Origin of the sequence: Escherichia sp. MOD1-EC7003 (assembly GCF_002965065.1) — a bacterium.
Taxonomy (GTDB): domain Bacteria; phylum Pseudomonadota; class Gammaproteobacteria; order Enterobacterales; family Enterobacteriaceae; genus Escherichia.
Genome location: NZ_PTRE01000015.1, coordinates 20,794 through 41,774, shown reverse-complemented (window position 1 = coordinate 41,774; position 20,981 = coordinate 20,794). Strand labels below are relative to the sequence as shown.

19 protein-coding genes are annotated in these 20,981 nt (G+C 50.6%); 8 read left to right on the top strand and 11 right to left on the bottom strand.

The genetic code is table 11. The annotated features are described in order from the left end of the window. Positions 1-27: 27 nt before the first annotated feature. The 8 genes from rseP to rpsB all read right to left on the bottom strand — a co-directional run bounded on the left by rseP (position 28) and on the right by rpsB (position 8,053). The gene (gene rseP, locus A7090_RS02285) at positions 28-1,380 is read right to left on the bottom strand and encodes a sigma E protease regulator RseP (RefSeq protein WP_105272872.1); all 1,353 of its coding nucleotides are present in this window, start codon (positions 1,378-1,380) and stop codon (positions 28-30) included. A gap of 11 nt (positions 1,381-1,391) precedes the next feature. Then, positions 1,392-2,249: a phosphatidate cytidylyltransferase gene (cdsA, locus tag A7090_RS02280; protein WP_105272871.1), complete on the bottom strand. Its 858-nt coding sequence runs from the start codon at positions 2,247-2,249 to the stop codon at positions 1,392-1,394. A gap of 12 nt (positions 2,250-2,261) precedes the next feature. Beyond that, positions 2,262-3,020 (bottom strand): (2E,6E)-farnesyl-diphosphate-specific ditrans,polycis-undecaprenyl-diphosphate synthase, encoded by a 759-nt coding sequence (ispU, locus tag A7090_RS02275; RefSeq protein WP_001520518.1) that lies wholly within the window; start codon positions 3,018-3,020, stop codon positions 2,262-2,264. Between the two features lie 188 nt (positions 3,021-3,208). Beyond that, positions 3,209-4,405, bottom strand: coding sequence for a 1-deoxy-D-xylulose-5-phosphate reductoisomerase (gene ispC / locus A7090_RS02270; RefSeq protein ID WP_105272870.1), 1,197 nt, complete (start codon positions 4,403-4,405; stop codon positions 3,209-3,211). A gap of 92 nt (positions 4,406-4,497) precedes the next feature. After that, positions 4,498-5,055, bottom strand: coding sequence for a ribosome recycling factor (gene frr, locus A7090_RS02265; RefSeq protein ID WP_000622418.1), 558 nt, complete (start codon positions 5,053-5,055; stop codon positions 4,498-4,500). A 291-nt stretch (positions 5,056-5,346) separates the two neighbouring features. Next, the gene (gene pyrH / locus A7090_RS02260) at positions 5,347-6,072 is read right to left on the bottom strand and encodes a UMP kinase (protein ID WP_000224573.1); all 726 of its coding nucleotides are present in this window, start codon (positions 6,070-6,072) and stop codon (positions 5,347-5,349) included. A 146-nt stretch (positions 6,073-6,218) separates the two neighbouring features. After that, positions 6,219-7,070 carry a translation elongation factor Ts gene (gene tsf, locus A7090_RS02255; protein WP_105272869.1) on the bottom strand — a complete coding sequence of 284 codons (852 nt, stop codon included), beginning with the start codon at positions 7,068-7,070 and terminating at the stop codon, positions 6,219-6,221. Positions 7,071-7,327: 257 nt separating this feature from the next. Continuing rightward, positions 7,328-8,053: a 30S ribosomal protein S2 gene (gene rpsB / locus A7090_RS02245; RefSeq protein ID WP_000246882.1), complete on the bottom strand. Its 726-nt coding sequence runs from the start codon at positions 8,051-8,053 to the stop codon at positions 7,328-7,330. Between the two features lie 367 nt (positions 8,054-8,420). Here rpsB and map point away from each other — a divergent pair, with 367 nt between their 5' ends. The 6 genes from map (at position 8,421) to A7090_RS02210 (ending at position 14,898) form a co-directional block, all read left to right on the top strand. Next, a complete protein-coding gene (gene map / locus A7090_RS02235) occupies positions 8,421-9,215 on the top strand; it encodes a type I methionyl aminopeptidase (protein ID WP_089631239.1) in 795 nt (264 codons plus the stop codon). A 61-nt stretch (positions 9,216-9,276) separates the two neighbouring features. Beyond that, entirely contained in the window at positions 9,277-11,949 is a 2,673-nt protein-coding gene (glnD, locus tag A7090_RS02230; protein ID WP_105272867.1) for a bifunctional uridylyltransferase/uridylyl-removing protein GlnD, read from the top strand. 30 nt (positions 11,950-11,979) lie between these two features. Next, positions 11,980-12,804 (top strand): 2,3,4,5-tetrahydropyridine-2,6-dicarboxylate N-succinyltransferase, encoded by an 825-nt coding sequence (gene dapD, locus A7090_RS02225; RefSeq protein WP_105272866.1) that lies wholly within the window; start codon positions 11,980-11,982, stop codon positions 12,802-12,804. A 51-nt stretch (positions 12,805-12,855) separates the two neighbouring features. Then, positions 12,856-13,668 carry a phosphodiesterase YaeI gene (gene yaeI / locus A7090_RS02220; RefSeq protein WP_105272865.1) on the top strand — a complete coding sequence of 271 codons (813 nt, stop codon included), beginning with the start codon at positions 12,856-12,858 and terminating at the stop codon, positions 13,666-13,668. Between the two features lie 14 nt (positions 13,669-13,682). Further along, positions 13,683-14,393 (top strand): hypothetical protein, encoded by a 711-nt coding sequence (locus A7090_RS02215; protein ID WP_105272864.1) that lies wholly within the window; start codon positions 13,683-13,685, stop codon positions 14,391-14,393. A gap of 118 nt (positions 14,394-14,511) precedes the next feature. Then, positions 14,512-14,898: a DUF3461 family protein gene (locus A7090_RS02210; RefSeq protein ID WP_105272863.1), complete on the top strand. Its 387-nt coding sequence runs from the start codon at positions 14,512-14,514 to the stop codon at positions 14,896-14,898. Positions 14,899-14,992: 94 nt separating this feature from the next. Here the strand turns inward: A7090_RS02210 and cdaR are convergent, their stop codons facing one another. The 3 genes from cdaR to dgt form a co-directional block, all read right to left on the bottom strand. Continuing rightward, positions 14,993-16,150 (bottom strand): DNA-binding transcriptional regulator CdaR, encoded by a 1,158-nt coding sequence (gene cdaR / locus A7090_RS02205; protein ID WP_105272862.1) that lies wholly within the window; start codon positions 16,148-16,150, stop codon positions 14,993-14,995. Between the two features lie 154 nt (positions 16,151-16,304). Further along, a complete protein-coding gene (gene degP / locus A7090_RS02200) occupies positions 16,305-17,729 on the bottom strand; it encodes a serine endoprotease DegP (RefSeq protein WP_105272861.1) in 1,425 nt (474 codons plus the stop codon). Between the two features lie 129 nt (positions 17,730-17,858). Then, positions 17,859-19,376 carry a dGTPase gene (gene dgt, locus A7090_RS02195; protein WP_105272860.1) on the bottom strand — a complete coding sequence of 506 codons (1,518 nt, stop codon included), beginning with the start codon at positions 19,374-19,376 and terminating at the stop codon, positions 17,859-17,861. A gap of 83 nt (positions 19,377-19,459) precedes the next feature. On the opposite strand from dgt, the gene mtnN reads away from it, so the two are divergent. Together mtnN and btuF are read left to right on the top strand one after the other, a co-directional pair. Further along, entirely contained in the window at positions 19,460-20,158 is a 699-nt protein-coding gene (mtnN, locus tag A7090_RS02190) for a 5'-methylthioadenosine/S-adenosylhomocysteine nucleosidase (RefSeq protein WP_105272859.1), read from the top strand. After that, complete coding sequence (btuF, locus tag A7090_RS02185) at positions 20,151-20,951, top strand: vitamin B12 ABC transporter substrate-binding protein BtuF (RefSeq protein ID WP_105272858.1); 801 nt, start codon at positions 20,151-20,153, stop codon at positions 20,949-20,951. The genes mtnN and btuF overlap by 8 nt, the downstream gene beginning before the upstream one ends. Positions 20,952-20,981 lie beyond the last annotated feature (30 nt).

The window sequence follows — 20,981 nt, the reverse complement described above, 5'->3', positions numbered from 1 at the left end:
TTATTATGCGTTCTTCCTAACTAACTCTCATAACCGAGAGAAATCATTGAAAAGTGCAAGCCCCATTAACAGCACCAGCAGAATCGAGCCAATGCGATAACAAAAGTCTTGAACCCGCTCGGATACCGGTCCGCCCTTGATCTTTTCGATCGCAAGGAACAGCAGATGCCCCCCGTCAAGTACGGGCAACGGAAACAGGTTAATTATCCCTAAGTTCACGCTAATAAGCGCAAGAAACGGCAGGTAATAAACAACCCCGAGTTCCGCTGTCATCCCAGCCCCCTTGGCGATAGAGATCGGCCCACTGAGGTTGTTCAGTTTCACATCACCGGTGATCAATTTTCCCAGCATACTGACCGTCAGCTTCATCAACTGCCACGTTTTGTCTGTGGCTTCGACGATGGCGTTGAACGGCCCATACTGGCGTACAACTTTATACTCATCTGGCAAAGGAATAACTTTCGGCTCAATACCAACGAAACCAATCGCCTTACCATTGCCCGGTCTACTCTCCGGGATTAATGTCAAAGACAAAGGACTCCCCTGCCTTTCGATTTCTAACGCTAAGGATTTACCCGGGTTATCCCGGACAAGCATCACAAAGGTCACCCATTGCGTTAAAGGCTGACCATCGACTTTAACGATCCTGTCGCCTGCTTGCAAACCTGCCTTACTTGCCGCCGAGTTTGATTGCACATTTTCCAGTACAGGTTCAATTTGCAGCCCTCGAGGACGAATCCCCAGCGAAGATACCGGATCTTCTTTATCAGGCTTAAACGCCCAGTGACGTAAATCGAGCTTTACATCCCGGTGTTGGTCGCTACCAAATGGCGCTACCGTAATGGTGGTGCTTTCATCGCCAATTTTATCGACCAACTGCAAACGCACGGCATCCCAATCAGGCGTTTCGATACCATCTACAGCTTTTAGTTCCGTACCTGGTGCAATTTGTGCTTCCGCAGCTATCGAATTGGCTGCTATTTCGCCAACCACCGGACGTACCCCAGGCACACCAATGATAAAAACCAGCCAGTAGGCAAAGATAGCAAAAATGAAGTTTGCAACCGGACCTGCGGCAATAATCGCCGCACGTTGGCCAACAGATTTATTATTGAAAGCATGATGGCGGAGTTCCGGAACGACCGGTTCTGCGCGCTCATCCAGCATTTTGACATAACCGCCCAACGGGATCAGGGCGATGACATATTCGGTGCCTGACTTATCAGTTCGGCGCCAGAGCGCCTTACCAAAACCTATTGAGAAACGCTCAACGCGAACACCACAACGCCGGGCAACCCAGAAATGACCAAATTCATGTACGGAGATAAGTACACCCAGCGCAACGATGAACGAAGCCAAATCCCAGAGAAAACTCAGCATAATACCTTCCGTTAAAGCGTCCTGAATGCCAGCAACAACAAGCAAGCAAAGACCGGTACAGCAGCCGTCAGGCTATCAATACGATCTAAAATACCACCGTGTCCTGGAATTAAATGACCACTGTCCTTAATTCCTGCTTCACGCTTAAACATACTCTCGGTCAGATCGCCGAGCACTGAGGCTAACGCTGCGACAATAGAGCAAATGAGTAAAGTGACCGGGGCGACGTCGAGATTTGCCCACATGCCATAGCCCCATGAGATTACCGCTGCGGTCGCAAGCCCGCCAATAAAGCCTTGCCAGGTTTTACCCGGAGAAACCTTCGGTGCCAGCTTATGTTTACCAAACAATTTGCCAAACATATATGCACCTGAGTCAGCACCCCAAACCAGGATCATGACATAGAGCAGCCATATTGCGCCACTGTAATGATTCTCGTCGTAGTGCCAGGCCCGTAACGCCAGCATGCCCCAGAAGAAGGGAACAATGGTTAGCACGCCAAAAATGATGCGCAATATTTTGGAGTTACGCCAGATTGCCGCGGAACCTGGGTAAAACAGCACCAGCAATAGCGCGGCAATCCACCACCCCAGCGAAGCCCAAAGCGAGATTTCAACCAGCGGTTGATGAATATTTCGGTGATACTCTGGCAGCAGAAAAAGCATCAGCGCCAACAATAACCCGCACAGCACCGCCAACCAGACTCTCTGCGAGCGAGTGGTAAAACCGCTAAGCTGTCCCCATTCCCACGCCGCCAGCATGCAGACCACCAGCGTAACAATAGCGAACCCCACCGGCGGCAACAGAAACAACGCCGCGATGACAACGGGTATTAAAACAAAAGCAGATATCAGGCGATACTTCAGCAAAAGCGACCCCCATCAGGCTGTTTCATCACCGGGCTCGGTGCCGCCGAAACGACGCTCTCGATTAGCAAAGGCATTTAACGCCCCTTCAAAGTCTTGTTCATCGAAATCGGGCCAGAGAACATCTGTAAAGTAAAGTTCGGCATAGGCAATTTGCCAAAGCAAAAAGTTACTAATGCGATGCTCCCCCCCAGTCCTAATCACTAAATCTACAGGGGCCAGTTCATGCATACAGACATGCTGGTTTAGCATCTCTTCATCTATCTGATCTGGTTGCAGGTTTCCTTGCTGCACCTTTTCAGCCAGTTGCCTGACTCCCTGGACTATATCCCAGCGTCCACCGTAGTTTGCCGCAATATTCAGCGTCAGACCGGTATTCCCGGCTGTTAGCGCTTCCGATTTACGAATACGTTCTTGCAAACGCGAGTTAAAGCGACTGGTATCGCCAATAATACGCAGACGCACGTTATGTCGGTGCAAGCTTTTGACTTCGCTATCGAGCGCCCACACAAACAGTTCCATTAACGCACTGACTTCCTGCGCTGGTCGGTTCCAGTTTTCACTACTAAAGGCATACAGCGTTAACGCCTCAATACCGCTGTTGGCCGCAAAAGAGACAGCCCGACGGACGGATTTTGCCCCGGCTTTATGCCCAAAGGCACGAATCTTCCCTTGCTTTTTTGCCCAGCGCCCATTGCCGTCCATAATGATCGCAACATGACGACAGCCATGCGCTGGCAATTTTTCGCTAAGTGGTTGAGTAGCAGACAACATCACGCGTTTCTTATTCCCTGACAGGGTTTACGGTACTCAGGAATACTGAAGCCTATACAAAAAAAAGCCGTGTAAAACCACGGCATACCTGATCTTATAAAGCCAACTACTTACGATCAGATGGCGCAGACTATATCACTGAAGCCCTACGCTAACAAATAGCGCGACTCTCTGTAGCCGGATTATCCTCAGCTTGCGAGACGCATCACCTCTTTTCTGGCGACTTCACGCGCGTTCGCATCAACAGATAACACGTCTTCCACACATTGTGGTTCGCGCATATCCATTTTTTCCAGTACGGATAAATTCAACGCAGCGATATCCGTAAAGCGAATTTGTTGCGCAAGAAAAGCTGCAACGGTGATCTCGTTTGCGGCATTTAATGTCGTCGTCGCTGCCTGGCCTTGTTCGAACGCCTCCATCGCCAATTTCAGGCATGGATAACGATCATAATCCGGTGCGGCAAATGTCAACGCACTTAGTTTGCAAAAATCGAGCGGCTTCACGCCAGAGTTCACGCGATTCGGCCAGGCCATGGTGTGGGCAATTGGCGTACGCATATCCGGTTCCCCCAACTGCGCCAGAACACTGCCATCCTGATAACGCACCATTGAGTGAATCACTGACTGCGGGTGAATCAGCACTTCCATCTGGCTGGCGCTGGCGTTAAACAACCAACGCGCTTCAATGTATTCCAGACCTTTGTTCATCATGGTAGCCGAATCAACAGAAATTTTACGCCCCATCGACCAGTTCGGATGGCGACAGGCTTGATCGGGCGTCATTGTTGCCAAATCGCGCAATGGCGTCTCACGGAAAGGGCCACCAGACCCGGTAAGTAAAATGGACACCACGCCATTTTGCTCAAGGTCAGCGTATCCCAGATTATGCTGGATAGGTTGCGGTAAACTCTGAAAAATGGCGTTATGTTCGCTATCGACCGGTAATAATTGCGCTTTGCTCTGCTTTACGGCGTCCATAAACAGACGTCCGCAGGTGACCAGTGATTCTTTATTAGCCAGCAAAATGGTTTTACCCGCGCGGATCGCCGCAAGCGTCGGTAACAGGCCAGCCGCGCCAACAATCGCCGCCATCACCTGATCAACATCTTCAAGCGCAGCCATATCACAAGCGGCTTGTTGCCCACTTAAGACTTCGGTGCGGCTACCCTGTTGCTGTAGCATTGTTTTAAGAAGTTTCGCACTCGCTTCATCGTCCATTACGGCATAGCGGGGAGAGAATTCCAGGCACTGTTCTACCATGCGAGTGACATTTTTGCCTGCCACCAGCGCAACTACGCGGAAGTGTTCGGGATTATGGCGCACCACGTCCAGCGTGCTGCAACCAATCGAGCCGGTCGAGCCCAGAATGGTGAGTTGCTTCATGAAACATCCAGAGTTGAGACAGAATAAAAAGCAAAACGCCGCCAGCCGATCCGCAAGGACCTACTGAGCGGCGTTTTTTGTCGTTCAAGAAATCAGAACTGCATCAGTTCTGCTTCTTTGTCTGCCAGCGCCGCTTCAATTTTCTTGATTGCAGCATCAGTCAGTTTCTGTACATCGTCCTGAGAACGGCGATCGTCGTCTTCGCTGATCTCTTTATCTTTCAACAGCGCTTTCACTTTGTCGTTCGCGTCACGACGCACGTTACGTACTGCAACACGCGCCTGTTCTGCTTCACCACGAACGATTTTGGTCAGATCTTTACGACGTTCTTCCGTCAGCGGCGGCAGCGGAACACGGATGTCGCTACCCGCAGAGTTCGGGTTCAGGCCGAGATCGGACGCCATAATCGCTTTTTCAACAGCCGGTGACATTGAACGATCAAACACGTTGATTTTCAGAGTACGGGAATCTTCTACCGTTACGCTTGCCAGCTGACGCAGCGGCGTCGGCGTGCCGTAATATTCCACGACAATGCCATCCAGCAGGCTGGGAGAAGCACGACCCGTGCGTATTTTGCTGATTTGGGTTTTGAACGCTTCTACGCATTTATCCATGCGTACTTCAGCATCTTTTCTGATATCGCTAATCACGTTACGAATCCTTGAAAACTTGTCTCAGTCAGACCAGACAGTCACACACAGTGGAAGTGTGCTAAGTATAGCCCTGATTAAACATATTACGGGTAATCGTCTGGATTATTAGGCTATTTTATTTGCCATTTTGGCCCCAGGCAGTGCTCGCAATCCTCACGTACTTTTGTACGCTTCGGTTGCTGCGCGCTGGCCGTGACCAAACTGCCTGCAACAATAACGCCTTATAACCAGACTTACGCCCCCGCGATACTTACGCGGAATCTTACCCTTATTTATCCATCACGGGAATTATTCCGTGATTAAAGTCCCTTCTTTTTCACCCATTACCACACGGCGCAGCGCACCCGGTTTGTTCATGTTGAAAACACGAATAGGTAATTTATGGTCACGAGCCAGCGTAAAGGCCGCCAGGTCCATGACTTTCAGCTCTTTTTCCAGCACTTCGCTGTAAGTCAGTTGCTCGTACATGGTTGCGGTTGGATCTTTCGCCGGATCAGCAGTAAACACGCCGTCAACTTTGGTTGCTTTCAGCACCACATCGGCTTCAATTTCGATACCACGCAGGCAAGCTGCTGAGTCGGTAGTAAAGAACGGGTTACCTGTACCGGCGGAGAGGATCACCACACGGTTGTTGCGCAACAGGCTGATAGCTTCTGCCCAGCTGTAGCTGTCGCACACGCCATTCAATGGAATAGCGGACATCAGACGAGCGTTCACATAGGCGCGGTGCAGTGCATCACGCATTGCCAGGCCGTTCATTACGGTCGCCAGCATCCCCATGTGGTCGCCCACAACGCGGTTCATACCCGCTTTCGCCAGACCAGCGCCACGGAACAGGTTACCCCCACCAATCACCACACCAACCTGAATACCCAGTTCAACCAGTTCTTTGATTTCCTGAGCCATGCGATCCAGTATGCTTGCATCAATACCGAAGCCTTCCGTGCCCTGCAGAGCTTCGCCACTCAACTTAAGCAGAATGCGTTTATAGACGGGTTTTGCATTGGTAGCCATGTTTCTTTCCTGAGACTGTCAACGATTGAAATGAATTAATACCGGCGACATTGTACGTCGCTTTTCAGCGCAGCCCCATAAGGGTTAGCTGAATTTACAAGATGGGCGCAAAAAGAAGCCGCCCTCAGGCGGCTCCTTTTCGATAATTAAGACTGCTTGGACATCGCAGCAACTTCTGCTGCAAAGTCAGTCTCAACTTTCTCGATGCCTTCACCCACTTCAAAGCGGATGAAGCCAGTCACTTCAGCGTTATGCTCTTTCAGCAGCTGACCAACAGTTTTGCCTGGTTCCATAACGAACGGCTGACCGGTCAGAGAAACTTCGCCGGTGAATTTCTTCATGCGGCCTTCAACCATTTTCTCTGCGATTTCTTTCGGCTTACCAGACTGCATAGCGATATCCAGCTGTACCTGGTATTCTTTTTCTACCACTTCAGCGGATACGTCTTCCGGTTTGATGAATTCTGGTTTGCTTGCAGCAACGTGCATAGCGATGTGTTTAACCAGTTCTTCGTCAGCGCCTTTAGCAGCAACCAGAACGCCGATACGCGCACCGTGCTGATAAGAACCCAGAACGTCGCCTTCCAGCGCAGCAACGCGGCGAATATTGATGTTTTCACCAATTTTCGCTACCAGCGCAACACGTTCTTCTTCGAACTGTGCTTTCAGAACTTCAACGTCAGTGATTTTGCCAGCAACAGCTGCATCCAGAACTTTGTCTGCGAACGCCTGGAAACCTGCGTCTTTTGCAACGAAGTCAGTCTGGCAGTTAACTTCCAGAATGATGCCGTAGTTGCCGTCGATTTTGGTTTTGATCACGCCGTCAGCAGCAACGTTGCCTGCTTTTTTCGCTGCTTTAATAGCACCGGACTTACGCATGTTTTCGATTGCCAGCTCGATGTCGCCGTTAGCTTCAGTCAGTGCTTTTTTGCAATCCATCATGCCTGCGCCAGTACGCTCACGCAGCTCTTTTACCAGGGATGCGGTAATTTCAGCCATTCTAAAATCCTCGGAGATGTGATCTGCCCGGCATTAAACCGCACAGATATAAAAGTGAAAAAGGGGGCCATATGCAGGCCCCCTAACCAAACGTGTACTACCTGGTCTATAAGGGCTCTCCCCCTTCATATTTCACGCCGCAGATGCGTTGTCTTCGCTCGTTCATCCCGACCACTTACTGATGTAAGCTCCCGGGAATTCTCGAGCTTGCCGCCTTTCTGCAACTCGAACTATTTTGGGGGAGTTATCAAGCCTTATTACTCAGCTTCTACGAAGCTTTCTTCCGCCTGGGAAGCCAGATCCTGAGAACGGCCTTCACGTACGGTTGCAGCAACAGCACCCAGGTACAGGGTCACAGCACGGATTGCGTCGTCGTTACCCGGGATAACGAAGTCAACACCGTCCGGATCAGAGTTGGTATCAACGATAGCAAATACCGGAATACCCAGGTTGTTTGCTTCTTTGATAGCAATGTGCTCGTGGTCAGCATCGATTACAAACAGAGCGTCCGGCAGACCGCCCATGTCTTTGATACCGCCCAGGCTGTTTTCCAGTTTCTCCAGCTCACGAGTGCGCATCAGCGCTTCTTTCTTGGTCAGCTTGTCGAAAGTACCGTCCTGAGACTGAGTTTCCAGGTCTTTCAGACGTTTGATGGACTGACGAACGGTTTTCCAGTTAGTCAGCATACCGCCCAGCCAGCGATGGTTCACGAAGAACTGATCGCAGCTCAGAGCAGCGTCTTTCACCGCTTCGCTTGCAGCGCGTTTAGTACCAACGAAAAGGATTTTACCTTTGCGAGAAGCAATCTTGTTCAGTTCAGCCAGAGCTTCGTTGAACATCGGTACAGTTTTCTCAAGGTTGATGATGTGAACTTTGTTACGCGCACCGAAGATGAACGGCTTCATTTTCGGGTTCCAGTAACGGGTCTGGTGACCGAAGTGAACACCAGCCTTGAGCATGTCGCGCATGGAAACAGTTGCCATGATTAAAACCTCTATATAAAAGTTGGGGTTATGCCTCCACGTATCCCATATTACCGACCCCAAAGGGCACCCCGGAATATGTGCCGATACGTGTGTGTTGTTACACAAAGTGAGATTGTCGCTTCCGTCCAGTCTGTGTATACGAAATGGATCGGAAGTCCGGCGCGCTTTATACCACAAATACGTCGTGGACACCAATAATTGTTGGTGCGCTCTACAGCATCAGACGATGAATTTTCTATTATAGAAAACGTTCTGTGGCATGTTTGGCGAAATTCAGAATGATTCTCAATTTATCCTGGTGTGATACCATTGACGGCACTTACATATATATTGTCGGTATCACCGACGCTGATGGACAGAATTAATGACTATCTCAATCAAGACCCCAGAAGATATCGAAAAAATGCGCGTCGCTGGCCGACTGGCTGCCGAAGTGCTGGAGATGATCGAACCGTATGTTAAACCAGGCGTCAGCACCGGCGAGCTGGATCGCATCTGTAATGATTACATTGTTAATGAACAACACGCGGTTTCTGCCTGCCTCGGCTATCACGGTTACCCGAAGTCCGTTTGTATCTCTATTAATGAAGTGGTGTGCCACGGTATTCCGGACGACGCCAAGCTGCTGAAAGATGGCGATATCGTTAACATTGATGTCACCGTAATCAAAGATGGTTTCCACGGCGATACCTCGAAAATGTTTATCGTCGGTAAGCCAACCATCATGGGCGAACGTCTGTGCCGCATCACGCAAGAAAGCCTGTACCTGGCGCTGCGGATGGTAAAACCAGGCATTAATCTGCGCGAAATCGGTGCGGCAATTCAGAAATTTGTCGAAGCAGAAGGCTTCTCCGTCGTTCGTGAATATTGCGGACACGGTATTGGTCGCGGCTTCCACGAAGAACCGCAGGTGCTGCACTATGACTCCCGTGAAACCAACGTCGTGCTGAAACCGGGGATGACCTTCACTATTGAGCCAATGGTCAACGCGGGTAAAAAAGAGATCCGCACCATGAAAGATGGCTGGACGGTAAAAACCAAAGATCGCAGCTTGTCTGCACAATATGAGCATACTATTGTGGTGACGGATAACGGCTGCGAAATTCTGACGCTACGCAAGGATGACACCATCCCGGCGATAATCTCGCACGACGAATAAGATGAAGCCGGCGAATGCCGGCTTTTTTAATGTGATAATTTAATCTTATGGGTGGCGCACAATGAATACCCTTCCCGAACAGTACGCAAATACCGCTCTCCCCACCCTTCCCGGTCAACCACAAAATCCATGTGCCTGGCCCCGTGACGAATTAACTGTTTGTGAGATAAAAGCCCATATTGACACCTTCCAGCGTTGGCTGGGCGATGCCTTTGATAGCGGGATCTCCGCAGAGCAATTAATTGAAGCGCGCACCGAGTTTATCGACCAACTCCTGCAACGGTTATGGATTGAAGCGGGATTCAGCCAGATTGCCGATCTGGCACTGGTTGCCGTCGGTGGCTATGGTCGTGGCGAGCTGCATCCACTTTCAGACATCGATTTACTGATTTTAAGTCGTAAAAAGCTCCCGGACGATCAAGCGCAAAAAGTGGGCGAGTTGTTAACGCAGCTCTGGGATGTGAAGCTGGAAGTCGGTCATAGCGTGCGCACGCTTGAAGAGTGCATGCTGGAAGGGTTATCGGATTTAACCGTCGCCACCAACTTGATCGAATCCCGCTTATTAATTGGCGATGTGGCACTCTTCCTCGAACTGCAAAAACACATCTTCAGCGAAGGATTCTGGCCTTCTGACAAGTTCTACGCGGCGAAAGTTGAAGAACAGAACCTGCGCCACCAGCGTTATCACGGCACCAGCTACAACCTTGAGCCAGACATCAAAAGCAGCCCCGGCGGCTTGCGCGATATTCACACTCTGCAATGGGTCGCTCGCCGCCATTTTGGCGCGACCTCGCTGGATGAGATGGTTGGATTTGGCTTCTTAACCTCAGCGGAGCGGGCAGAATTAAACGAATGCCTGCATATACTGTGGCGTATTCGCTTTGCCCTGCATCTGGTCGTCAGCCGTTACGATAATCGCCTGCTGTTTGATCGCCAGCTTAGCGTCGCCCAGCGACTGAATTACAGTGGTGAAGGTAACGAACCGGTCGAGCGGATGATGAAGGATTACTTCCGCGTTACGCGCCGCGTCAGTGAACTCAACCAGATGCTGCTGCAACTGTTCGATGAAGCCATCCTGGCCCTACCCGCCGACGAAAAGCCCCGTCCGATTGACGATGAGTTTCAGCTACGTGGCACACTGATCGACCTGCGCGATGAAACACTGTTTATGCGCCAGCCGGAAGCCATCTTGCGTATGTTTTACACCATGGTGCGCAACAGTGCGATCACCGGCATTTACTCCACCACACTGCGTCAGTTGCGCCACGCCCGTCGCCATCTGCAACAACCGCTATATCATATTCCGCAAGCGCGAAAATTGTTTTTGAGCATTCTACGCCACCCCGGAGCGATGCGGCGCGGACTATTGCCAATGCATCGCCATAGCGTGCTCGGCGCGTACATGCCGCAATGGTCGCATATCGTCGGGCAAATGCAGTTTGACCTGTTCCACGCCTACACGGTGGATGAACATACTATTCGCGTAATGCTGAAGCTGGAGAGTTTTGCCAGTGAAGAAACGCGCCAGCGCCATCCGTTGTGTGTGGACGTCTGGCCACGCCTGCCGTCAACTGAACTTATCTTCATCGCGGCGCTGTTTCATGATATCGCCAAAGGGCGCGGCGGTGACCACTCCATACTCGGCGCACAAGACGTGGTACATTTTGCCGAACTCCACGGGCTGAACTCGCGTGAAACACAACTGGTCGCCTGGCTGGTTCGTCAGCACTTGCTGATGTCGGTCACCGCCCAGCGCCGCGATATTCAGGACCCGGAAGTGATCAAGCAGTTTGCCGAAGAAGTTCAAACGGAAAATCGTCTGCGCTATCTGGCATGCCTGACAGTGGCTGATATTTGCGCCACCAACGAAACGCTGTGGAATAGCTGGAAGCAGAGTCTGTTGCGCGAACTCTATTTTGCCACCGAAAAGCAGCTACGACGCGGAATGCAAAACACGCCGGATATGCGCGAACGCGTTCGTCATCACCAGCTCCAAGCGCTGGCACTGCTGCGTATGGACAATATTGACGAGGAGGCACTGCACCATATCTGGTCACGCTGCCGGGCAAACTATTTTGTTCGTCACAGTCCAAATCAACTGGCCTGGCACGCACGCCATTTGCTACAGCATGATTTAAGTAAGTCATTAGTGTTGCTAAGCCCACACGCCACGCGTGGAGGCACCGAGATTTTTATCTGGAGCCCGGACCGCCCCTATCTGTTTGCCGCCGTCTGTGCCGAGCTAGACCGTCGAAACTTAAGCGTTCACGACGCGCAAATTTTTACCACCCGCGACGGTATGGCGATGGATACATTCATTGTCCTTGAGCCGGACGGCAGCCCACTTTCCGCAGATCGCCATGACGTTATTCGCTTTGGTCTGGAGCAGGTGCTGACACAAAGTAGCTGGCAGCCACCGCAGCCACGTCGCCAACCGGCTAAATTGCGCCATTTTACTGTTGAAACCGAAGTGACGTTTTTGCCGACCCATACCGACCGCAAATCATTCCTCGAACTGATCGCCCTCGATCAGCCAGGACTGCTGGCACGGGTGGGGAAAATTTTTGCCGATCTGGGAATTTCGCTTCATGGCGCCCGAATTACAACCATTGGCGAGCGAGTAGAAGATTTATTCATAATTGCCACCGCTGACCGGCGTGCGCTTAATAACGAGTTGCAGCAGGAAGTGCATCAGCGGTTGACAGAGGCCCTCAATCCAAACGATAAAGGGTGATGTGTTTACTGATATGAAAAGAGTTTAACAATGCAGCAGTTACAGAACATTATTGAAGCCGCTTTTGAACGCCGTGCCGAGATCACGCCAGCCAATGCAGATACCGTTACCCGCGAAGCGGTAAATCAGGTGATCGCCCTGCTGGATTCCGGCGCACTGCGTGTAGCGGAAAAAATTGACGGTCAGTGGGTGACGCATCAGTGGTTGAAAAAAGCGGTGCTGCTCTCTTTCCGTATTAATGATAATCAGGTGATTGAAGGGGCAGAAAGCCGCTACTTCGATAAAGTGCCGATGAAATTCGCCAACTACGATGAAGCGCGTTTCCAGAAAGAAGGCTTCCGCGTGGTGCCGCCAGCCGCCGTTCGCCAGGGGGCGTACATCGCACGCAACACCGTGTTGATGCCATCCTACGTTAACATCGGCGCATATGTTGATGAAGGCACCATGGTTGATACCTGGGCGACCGTCGGTTCCTGTGCGCAGATTGGTAAAAATGTCCACCTTTCCGGTGGTGTAGGTATCGGCGGCGTGCTGGAGCCGCTGCAGGCTAACCCGACCATCATTGAAGATAACTGTTTCATCGGCGCACGTTCTGAAGTCGTGGAAGGCGTGATTGTCGAAGAAGGCTCCGTGATTTCCATGGGCGTATACATCGGTCAGAGCACCCGAATTTACGATCGCGAAACTGGCGAAATCCACTACGGTCGCGTTCCGGCAGGTTCAGTGGTTGTTTCTGGCAACCTGCCGTCGAAAGATGGCAAATACAGCCTTTATTGTGCAGTTATCGTTAAGAAAGTTGACGCGAAAACTCGCGGCAAAGTTGGTATCAACGAACTACTGCGTACCATCGACTAAAAGTCAGTACACGGGCAGCATGACGCTGCCCGTTTTTTGCAGGGATGGACAATGATTTCACGCAGGCGTTTTATACAGGCTGCCGCCGCGTCGTTAGCTGTCGGTTTAGGTTTCAGTGATATACATTACTGGGAACCTGGTTGGCTTGAATTAACCCAGCATCGTATCGCCTTCTTTAAGGATCAAGGCCCCCCCTTCAAAATCCTTTTTCTTGCCGATCTCCACTATTCGCGCTTTGTTCCTCTCCCCCTGATTTCTGAAGCCATTGCCCTTGGCGTGGCACAAAAACCCGATTTGATATTGCTGGGTGGCGATTATGTCTTATTTGATATGCCGCTGAATTTTTCAGCGTTCAGTGACGTACTCTCACCACTTGCCGAATGTGCACCGACGTTTGCCTGTTACGGCAACCATGATCGCCCTGTCGGCACGCAGAAGAATCGCTTAATTGGCGAGGCGCTAACATCAGCGGGAATTACAGTGTTGTTTAATCAGGCCACCGTCATTGCCACCCACAAGCGGCAATTTGAACTGGCAGGAACGGGGGATTTATGGGCTGGACAATGTAAACCGCCCCCCGCTGGCGAAGTCCATATCCCCCGACTGATACTGGCACATAACCCTGACAGTAAAGACGTTATGCATGATGAACCCTGGGATTTGATGCTGTGTGGGCATACGCACGGCGGTCAACTACGCATACCGTTTGTTGGCGAACCTTTCGCCCCCGTCGAAGATAAAAGATATGTTGCGGGGCTAAACGCTTATGGTAAACGACAAATCTACACCACTCGCGGCGTGGGAAGTTTATATGGCTTACGTCTGAACTGCCGCCCGGAAGTGACAATGCTGGAACTGGTTTAACTGGATACTCAATAATGGAATATTTTCTCGGTGGTTATATGTTGCTGCATTGCCTGCCCGTTGAGGGGCTTCATCAGCAACTTAAAGGTAAACCACTGCTAACGTGCAGTACTTGTTTTAATGAAAGTCTGCTTTGTGCCTGGTCTTACGCGTGGTTAGGTTCCGATAAAGATTCTCCTTATGATGGCAGTATGTCACTTTACGAACATCTGGAAGCCACCTTTTTGCTTACTGACAAAGACAGAGAACAGATCAGCATCCGCGTAAATGATTGGTTCAATGAAGATAAAGTTGGCTGGGAAAGCATTTTTATGGATAAATCGACCGCTATTGAATATAAACACACTTTCTTTCCCAATATCGAGAATTGCTACCTCCTTGCAATCTATATCAGAGAACCGGATATACAAGCGTTCTCCCTTTATCCATCCCATGATGGTATTGCTGCAAGGCTTCTTCGCAGGCAGCCTGAACGAAATGAAATGGATGAAAAGTTATTAGGTTACGATATTCTGGGTCTGGAAATCGGCGGGCAGTTCCATACATCTCACTGCCATCCATTGTATAACGAACTCCACCAGCGCTTCGGTCTCACCCTTAATCAACACGGACTTTATAACGAAATCCCGGACTGGCAACCAGTCGTGGACTATATGAACGACGACGCCACGGGATGCGAACCCGTCCCCTGGGGTATCGCCAGAATAAAGCAGGTAATTTTTTAATTTTTACGCCATGATTGAAGTCTGAAAGAAAAGGCTTTCTGCGATCGCCGTCGAGCCGGACGGGCCAGGCAAAATGCTAAGATAAGCACAATTTACTGACTCATTTTGAGGTAACGCTATGTACGACAATCTGAAAAGTCTGGGTATTACCAATCCTGAAGACATTGATCGTTACAGCCTCCGGCAGGAAGCCAACAACGATATTTTGAAAATCTATTTCCAGAAAGACAAAGGCGAGTTTTTCGCCAAGAGCGTGAAATTTAAATATCCACGTCAGCGCAAAACGGTGGTCGCCGATGGTGTGGGTCAGGGTTATAAAGAAGTACAGGAGATCAGCCCTAACCTGCGTTATATCATTGATGAGCTTGATCAAATCTGCCAGCGTGACCGCAGCGAGGTTGATCTTAAGCGTAAGATCCTCAACGATTTACGTCACCTTGAGTCGGTAGTGACCAATAAGATCAGCGAAATTGAAGCCGATCTGGAAAAACTGACGCGCAAATAATCCCTGACTGATGGTTAGCTCGGGTAATCTCCTCTCCCCTTCGGGGAGAGGGTGAGGGGTACACGCCTGCGCCGCCTCGAGCTTAACGCATAATCTACCGCTCTTCATCCAACTGCAACGCCACATACAGCAGCAACCTGTCATCAAAATTGCCCAAATCCAGCCCGGTCAGTTCCGATATACGATTAAGCCGATACTCCAGGGTATTACGATGAATAAACAGCGCCTTTGACGTTGCCAGTGGTTGCACATTGTGGCGAAACCACGCCGCCAGTGTTCGCCGCAGTAAGCCGTTATTGTCCATCGCTTTGAGTCGCGCCAGCGGTCGCGCCAGTTCGTTGGCCTGCCAGTCGCCACGCAAACTGTCGAGTAACACTGGTAACATCAGATCCTGATAAAAATAGCATCGACTTTCGGGCATCCGCTGTTTACCCACCACCATCGTCGTTTTCGCCGTACGATAGGATCGGGCAATACTGCCAGGACCGGTAAAATAGTTGCCCAGCGAAACGCGAAAACGCAGCTGGCCGTACTCTTTCATACGGGAGATCAGTTGCTCAACTCGCTTACGATGATCTTCTGCATCCCAGCGCCCAAAAGAGTTCAACGCCGGTTTCAACACCACCATTTCGGTCAGCGAGACAATCGCCACCAGATTATTACGCTCGGGCGTAGTCAGCGCGTTTTGCAGTTGCTGTAACTCTGCCATTGCGCTGTCCACACCAAGCTGACCGCTGTCAACCTCAACAATAGCCACCACTCGCGGTTGATTGAGATCGATCCCCAGCCGTTGCGCCCATTCAGTAAGTGCGGGAGTATTCTCCTCAGCCTGAATCAGGTTCATCACCAGTTCTTCCCGCAAACGACTATCCTGCGCCAGCAGATGCATCAACCGTGACTGTTCCAGCATCATTTCAGCCGTCATGCAGACCAGTTCGCCATATTTACGCAGATTCTCAGGCTCACCAGTCAGGCCAATGACGCCGACAATTTCACCTTCCAGCCGTAACGGTAGATTTATCCCCTGCCGCACACCGTGCAGATGACGTGCCACCGCATCATCGATATCGACAACTCGTCCCTGTGAAAGTACCAACAATGCACCTTCGTGCAATTCTCCAATACGCTCACGATCGCCGCTGCCGATAATTCGCCCGCGGGCATCCATTACGTTGATATTGGTATCGATGATGCGCATGGTACGTGCCACGATATCCTGCGCCATTTTGGTATCAAGATGCCAGCCAGCCATAAGTCCTCCGTTATGCATGGCTTAGCATAAGGAAGTAGATGACGTTCGGCATTGTGCAAATGCACAAAGGATGATGAAGATATATGGAGTTGTGGTGAAGTTCACAGATTGTAAGGAGCACCCCTTCCCGTTTTCAGGAAGGGGTTGAGGGAGATTACTGCATTAACAGGTAGATGGTGCTGTCGCCGCGCTGAATGTTCAGAGCCAGCACAGATGGTTTACTGTCGAGAACTTTACGCAGTTCAGCAATGTTTTTCACTGCCTGCTGGTTCGCGCCAATAATCACATCACCTTTCTTCAGGCCGATCTGCGCAGCCGGAGTCCCCGTTTTCACGTTGTTCACTACCACGCCCTGATCTTTGCCTTTGTTGCTCATCTCAGCGCCTTCAATGCCGTTGAAGATGGAGCTGGAATCAACCTGATTCTGGCTGCTCTGCTGCAGTTCCAGATTCACGTTAACCTGCTTACCATCGCGCAGTAAGCCCAGGGTCAGTTTGCTGCCCACCGGCATAGTCCCCACCTGAGCACGCAGCGCGGCAAAGCTGCTGATTGGCTTACCGTTCAGTGAGGTGATCACATCACCTGCTTTAATGCCCGCTTTTGCAGCGGAGGAGTTAGGCAGAACCTGGCTTACGAAAGCACCGCGCTGGGCGTCAACTTTCATCGCTTTCGCCAGTTCAGAGTTAAGCTCAGTACCCATAATACCCAGCTCACCGCGTTTCACCTGGCCGTATTCCACCATCTGCGAGGTCAGGTTTTTCACCATATTGCTCGGGATAGCAAAACCGATACCGATGTTACCGCCGTCCGGTGCGAGGATCGCAGTGTTAATACCGATCAGTTCGCCGTTCAGGTTAACCAGCGCACCACCGGAGTTACCACGGTTGATTGCTGCATCGGTCTGGATGAAGTTTTCGTAGTTTTCGGCATTCAGGCCGCTACGCCCCAGCGCAGAGACAATCCCGGAAGTTACCGTCTCGCCCAGACCAAACGGGTTACCAATTGCTACGGTGTAATCACCCACGCGCAGCGCATCAGAATCTGCCATCTTAATTGCGGTCAGGTTTTTCGGGTTCTGGATCTGGAGCAGCGCAATATCAGAGCGCGGATCTTTGCCAACCATCTTCGCGTCGAACTTACGACCATCGCTCAGTTGAACTTTAATCACCGTTGCGTTATCAACAACGTGGTTGTTGGTGACGACATAGCCTTTATCGGCATCAATGATGACACCGGAACCCAGCGCCATGAATTTTTGTTGCTGGCTGCCGCCATTGCCGCCCTGGCCCCCCTGGCAGAACGGAGAGCTCTGGAACGGAGAACCGTCCTGGCAGAACGGAGAATCATCACCGAAGAACTGTTGGAAATTACGCGGCATACGCGGCGTATTAACAGTTGTGCTACCTTCTACGTTAATGCTGACCACTGAAGGCATCACCTTTTCGAGCATCGGTGCAAGGCTTGGCATCTGCTGGGCAGTCGTTGCGAAAGAAGTCTCAGCCGCCGTTGCAGAGAGCGGAGATAACGCCAAACCTAAACTCAGAGCCAATGCACTCAGTGCTAATGTGGTTTTTTTCATGTATTTCAGTCTCGATTAACAGATAACGCAAAATTGCTGTGTTCTTCAGATTCATTTTATAGCGCGAAGTTCCGAACTAAAGTTTCTGCAAAAGGTAAAAATTTATTGTTCATCTTTACAAAAGCCTGGTTATTGTTCTACGGCCATCAGACGTCGGTATTCATCCCATGCATAGAGGTCTGTCATACCGCTGATATAATCCTGTAGTAAGCGGCAGCGGTAATAATATTCCCATAGCGGAAACTCAGGAGAATCTGACGGTAATTTACTGACAGCCTCGACATAGGCCAGCCGATGGCGCGTCGAGAGTTTGTGGAATAAGCGCGATTCAATGGGGAAACGTTTCACCCGTTCTTTTTCTACCAGCTCAGTAAAGTCTGATAACGACAGGCTTAATAAAGGGCGATAAATCTCTAATAATCCGCTAATGACCCGGTAGCCCTGCAATTCAAGCTGCTCGACATCTGGATGGCTAAACACATGTTTTACAGCGACATTTTTATATAGTTTTAGAAGATCGCTGCATTCACTGGCATCTTCCAATAAGGCATGATTAAACGTTCCGGCGAAAATCGCAGGCAGATTATCAATAAATCGTTGTGCCGCGTAGGGCACCAGTTTATTTAGGGTATTTACCCGTAAATACATAAAAAACTGATCTTCCGTACTGCGGCTTAAGCTATTTGAGCGTGATTTTTCCCAGGCATTTTCAACCACTAGCGAAAAGAGCGAACCTTTCTCATGCTGGCCCCACGCCTCGTGCAAATGGTGATAAAGCTGCTCAACGGTAAATATTCTTTTCTCTACGGCATCTTCAAGGTCTGCCACACAATAGGAGATATCGTCGGCAGCTTCCATAATCCACGTTAATGGAAAACGACTGTAAAGCACCAAATTAAGTTCTTTACGCAACCGGGCAATATAGGCTTCTTCAGAAAGATAATAACCTGGTTTTTTCATTAAATAGTGATGTGTCTCAGGCGTTTCGCCACGCCACCACGCCGGACGGGTATATTTTAAAATACCGCCAACCTGTGCCCAGGTGAGATTCATCCGCATCAATGTATGCACCAGACGAATACCTTGTGCATTACCCTCAAAATGACATAAGTCCTGACGAATCTTGCGCCGCAGCTCGTTAAGCCGTTCTTCCCCTTCCCGTAAACGCAACGCAGCTACACTGCATCGATCGTCGGTCAGTGGCTGACTTTCGGCATCTGCCGGGTGCAAACGTTGGCGAAACCAGTCATTTATCGCCGCTTCGCCAAAATGACCAAACGGTGGATTACCGATATCGTGCATCAGACATGACATCTCAACAATACTTTCAAAAGGTCCCGTCAGTTCATCCAGACCATACGCTTCCAGTAATTTAAGCTCTTTCAGACGGCTTAAAATTTCTTTGGCGATGTAGCGCCCCACCTGCTGGACTTCCATCGAGTGAGTAAGACGCGTACGCACCGCGGCATTACGCTCCAGTGGAAAAACCTGGGTCTTTTGTTGCAGACGGCGAATTGCCGGTGAGTTGATGATACGCCCGCGATCGCTCTCGAAGATCCGCAGGATCTCATGTTCGGTTTTAACGCCCTGCGGTGAACGGTAACGACGATGCCAGTTTATTTTTTTTCGGAAATCAATCTGTGCCATGTCCTCTCCCGCGTGAGAAATACGCTTCCCCGTAAGCGCATGGTAAACTATGCCTTCAAATCGGGCTTATCGCGAGTAAATCTATGAAAATCGGCATCATTGGTGCAATGGAAGAAGAAGTTACGTTGCTGCGTGACAAAATCGAAAACCGTCAAACTATCAGTCTGGGCGGTTGCGAAATCTATACCGGCCAACTGAATGGAACCGAAGTTGCGCTTCTGAAATCGGGCATCGGTAAAGTCGCTGCGGCGCTAGGTGCCACTCTGCTGTTGGAACACTGCAAGCCAGATGTGATTATTAACACCGGTTCTGCCGGTGGCCTGGCGCCAACACTGAAAGTGGGAGATATCGTCGTCTCGGACGAAGCACGTTATCACGACGCGGATGTCACAGCATTTGGTTACGAATACGGTCAGTTACCTGGCTGCCCGGCAGGCTTCAAAGCTGATGATAAATTGATCGCTGCCGCTGAGGTCTGCATTGCCGAACTGAATCTTAACGCTGTACGTGGCCTGATTGTTAGCGGCGACGCTTTCATCAACGGCTCTGTTGGCCTGGCGAAAATCCACAACAACTTCCCACAGGCCATTGCTGTTGAGATGGAAGCGACGGCAATCGCCCATGTCTGCCACAATTTCAACGTCCCGTTTGTCGTAGTACGCGCCATCTCTGACGTAGCCGATCAACAGTCTCATCTTAGCTTCGATGAGTTCCTGGCTGTTGCCGCTAAGCAGTCCAGCCTGATGGTTGAGTCACTGGTGCAGAAACTGGCACATGGCTAAGTCACTGTTCAGGGCGCTGGTCGCCCTGTCTTTTCTCGCGCCGCTGTGGCTCAACGCCGCGCCGCGCGTCATCACGCTTTCTCCCGCCAACACTGAACTTGCCTTTGCCGCCGGGATCACGCCGGTTGGGGTCAGCAGCTATTCCGACTATCCTCCACAAGCGCAGAAGATTGAGCAGGTTTCTACCTGGCAGGGGATGAATCTGGAACGCATTGTGGCGCTGCAACCCGATCTGGTGATTGCCTGGCGTGGAGGTAATGCCGAACGGCAGGTTGACCAGCTGGCGTCACTGGGAATAAAAGTGATGTGGGTCGATGCGACAAGCATTGAACAAATTGCCAATGCGTTACGTCAACTGGCCCCCTGGAGTCCGCAACCGGACAAGGCCGAACAAGCCGCGCAATCCCTGCTGGACCAGTACGCGCAATTGAAAGCCCAATATGCTGATAAACCTAAAAAACGTGTTTTTCTGCAATTCGGCATTAATCCACCATTTACCAGTGGAAAAGCGTCAATTCAGAACCAGGTACTCGAAGTTTGTGGTGGAGAAAACATCTTTAAAGACAGCCGGGTACCCTGGCCGCAAGTTAGCCGCGAACAGGTGTTAGCACGCGCGCCACAGGCGATTGTCATTACAGGTGGACCGGACCAAATTCCTAAAATCAAACAATACTGGGGTGAACAGCTCAAAATTCCCGTTATTCCTCTCACGAGTGACTGGTTTGAACGTGCAAGCCCACGTATTATCCTCGCAGCAAAACAGCTCTGTAATGCGCTTTCACAGGTAGATTAGTGCCTGACCTTTTCAGGTGCTCAGTGGGGA

Coding starts and splice junctions, on each gene's coding strand:
- rseP (WP_105272872.1), bottom strand. CDS start 1,380: ATGCTGAGTTTTCTCTGGGATTTGGCTTCGTTCATCGTTGCGCTGGGT.
- ispU (WP_001520518.1), bottom strand. CDS start 3,020: ATGTTGTCTGCTACTCAACCACTTAGCGAAAAATTGCCAGCGCATGGC.
- ispC (WP_105272870.1), bottom strand. CDS start 4,405: ATGAAGCAACTCACCATTCTGGGCTCGACCGGCTCGATTGGTTGCAGC.
- pyrH (WP_000224573.1), bottom strand. CDS start 6,072: ATGGCTACCAATGCAAAACCCGTCTATAAACGCATTCTGCTTAAGTTG.
- tsf (WP_105272869.1), bottom strand. CDS start 7,070: ATGGCTGAAATTACCGCATCCCTGGTAAAAGAGCTGCGTGAGCGTACT.
- rpsB (WP_000246882.1), bottom strand. CDS start 8,053: ATGGCAACTGTTTCCATGCGCGACATGCTCAAGGCTGGTGTTCACTTC.
- map (WP_089631239.1), top strand. CDS start 8,421: ATGACTATCTCAATCAAGACCCCAGAAGATATCGAAAAAATGCGCGTC.
- glnD (WP_105272867.1), top strand. CDS start 9,277: ATGAATACCCTTCCCGAACAGTACGCAAATACCGCTCTCCCCACCCTT.
- dapD (WP_105272866.1), top strand. CDS start 11,980: ATGCAGCAGTTACAGAACATTATTGAAGCCGCTTTTGAACGCCGTGCC.
- yaeI (WP_105272865.1), top strand. CDS start 12,856: ATGATTTCACGCAGGCGTTTTATACAGGCTGCCGCCGCGTCGTTAGCT.
- A7090_RS02215 (WP_105272864.1), top strand. CDS start 13,683: ATGGAATATTTTCTCGGTGGTTATATGTTGCTGCATTGCCTGCCCGTT.
- A7090_RS02210 (WP_105272863.1), top strand. CDS start 14,512: ATGTACGACAATCTGAAAAGTCTGGGTATTACCAATCCTGAAGACATT.
- cdaR (WP_105272862.1), bottom strand. CDS start 16,150: ATGGCTGGCTGGCATCTTGATACCAAAATGGCGCAGGATATCGTGGCA.
- degP (WP_105272861.1), bottom strand. CDS start 17,729: ATGAAAAAAACCACATTAGCACTGAGTGCATTGGCTCTGAGTTTAGGT.
- dgt (WP_105272860.1), bottom strand. CDS start 19,376: ATGGCACAGATTGATTTCCGAAAAAAAATAAACTGGCATCGTCGTTAC.
- mtnN (WP_105272859.1), top strand. CDS start 19,460: ATGAAAATCGGCATCATTGGTGCAATGGAAGAAGAAGTTACGTTGCTG.
- btuF (WP_105272858.1), top strand. CDS start 20,151: ATGGCTAAGTCACTGTTCAGGGCGCTGGTCGCCCTGTCTTTTCTCGCG.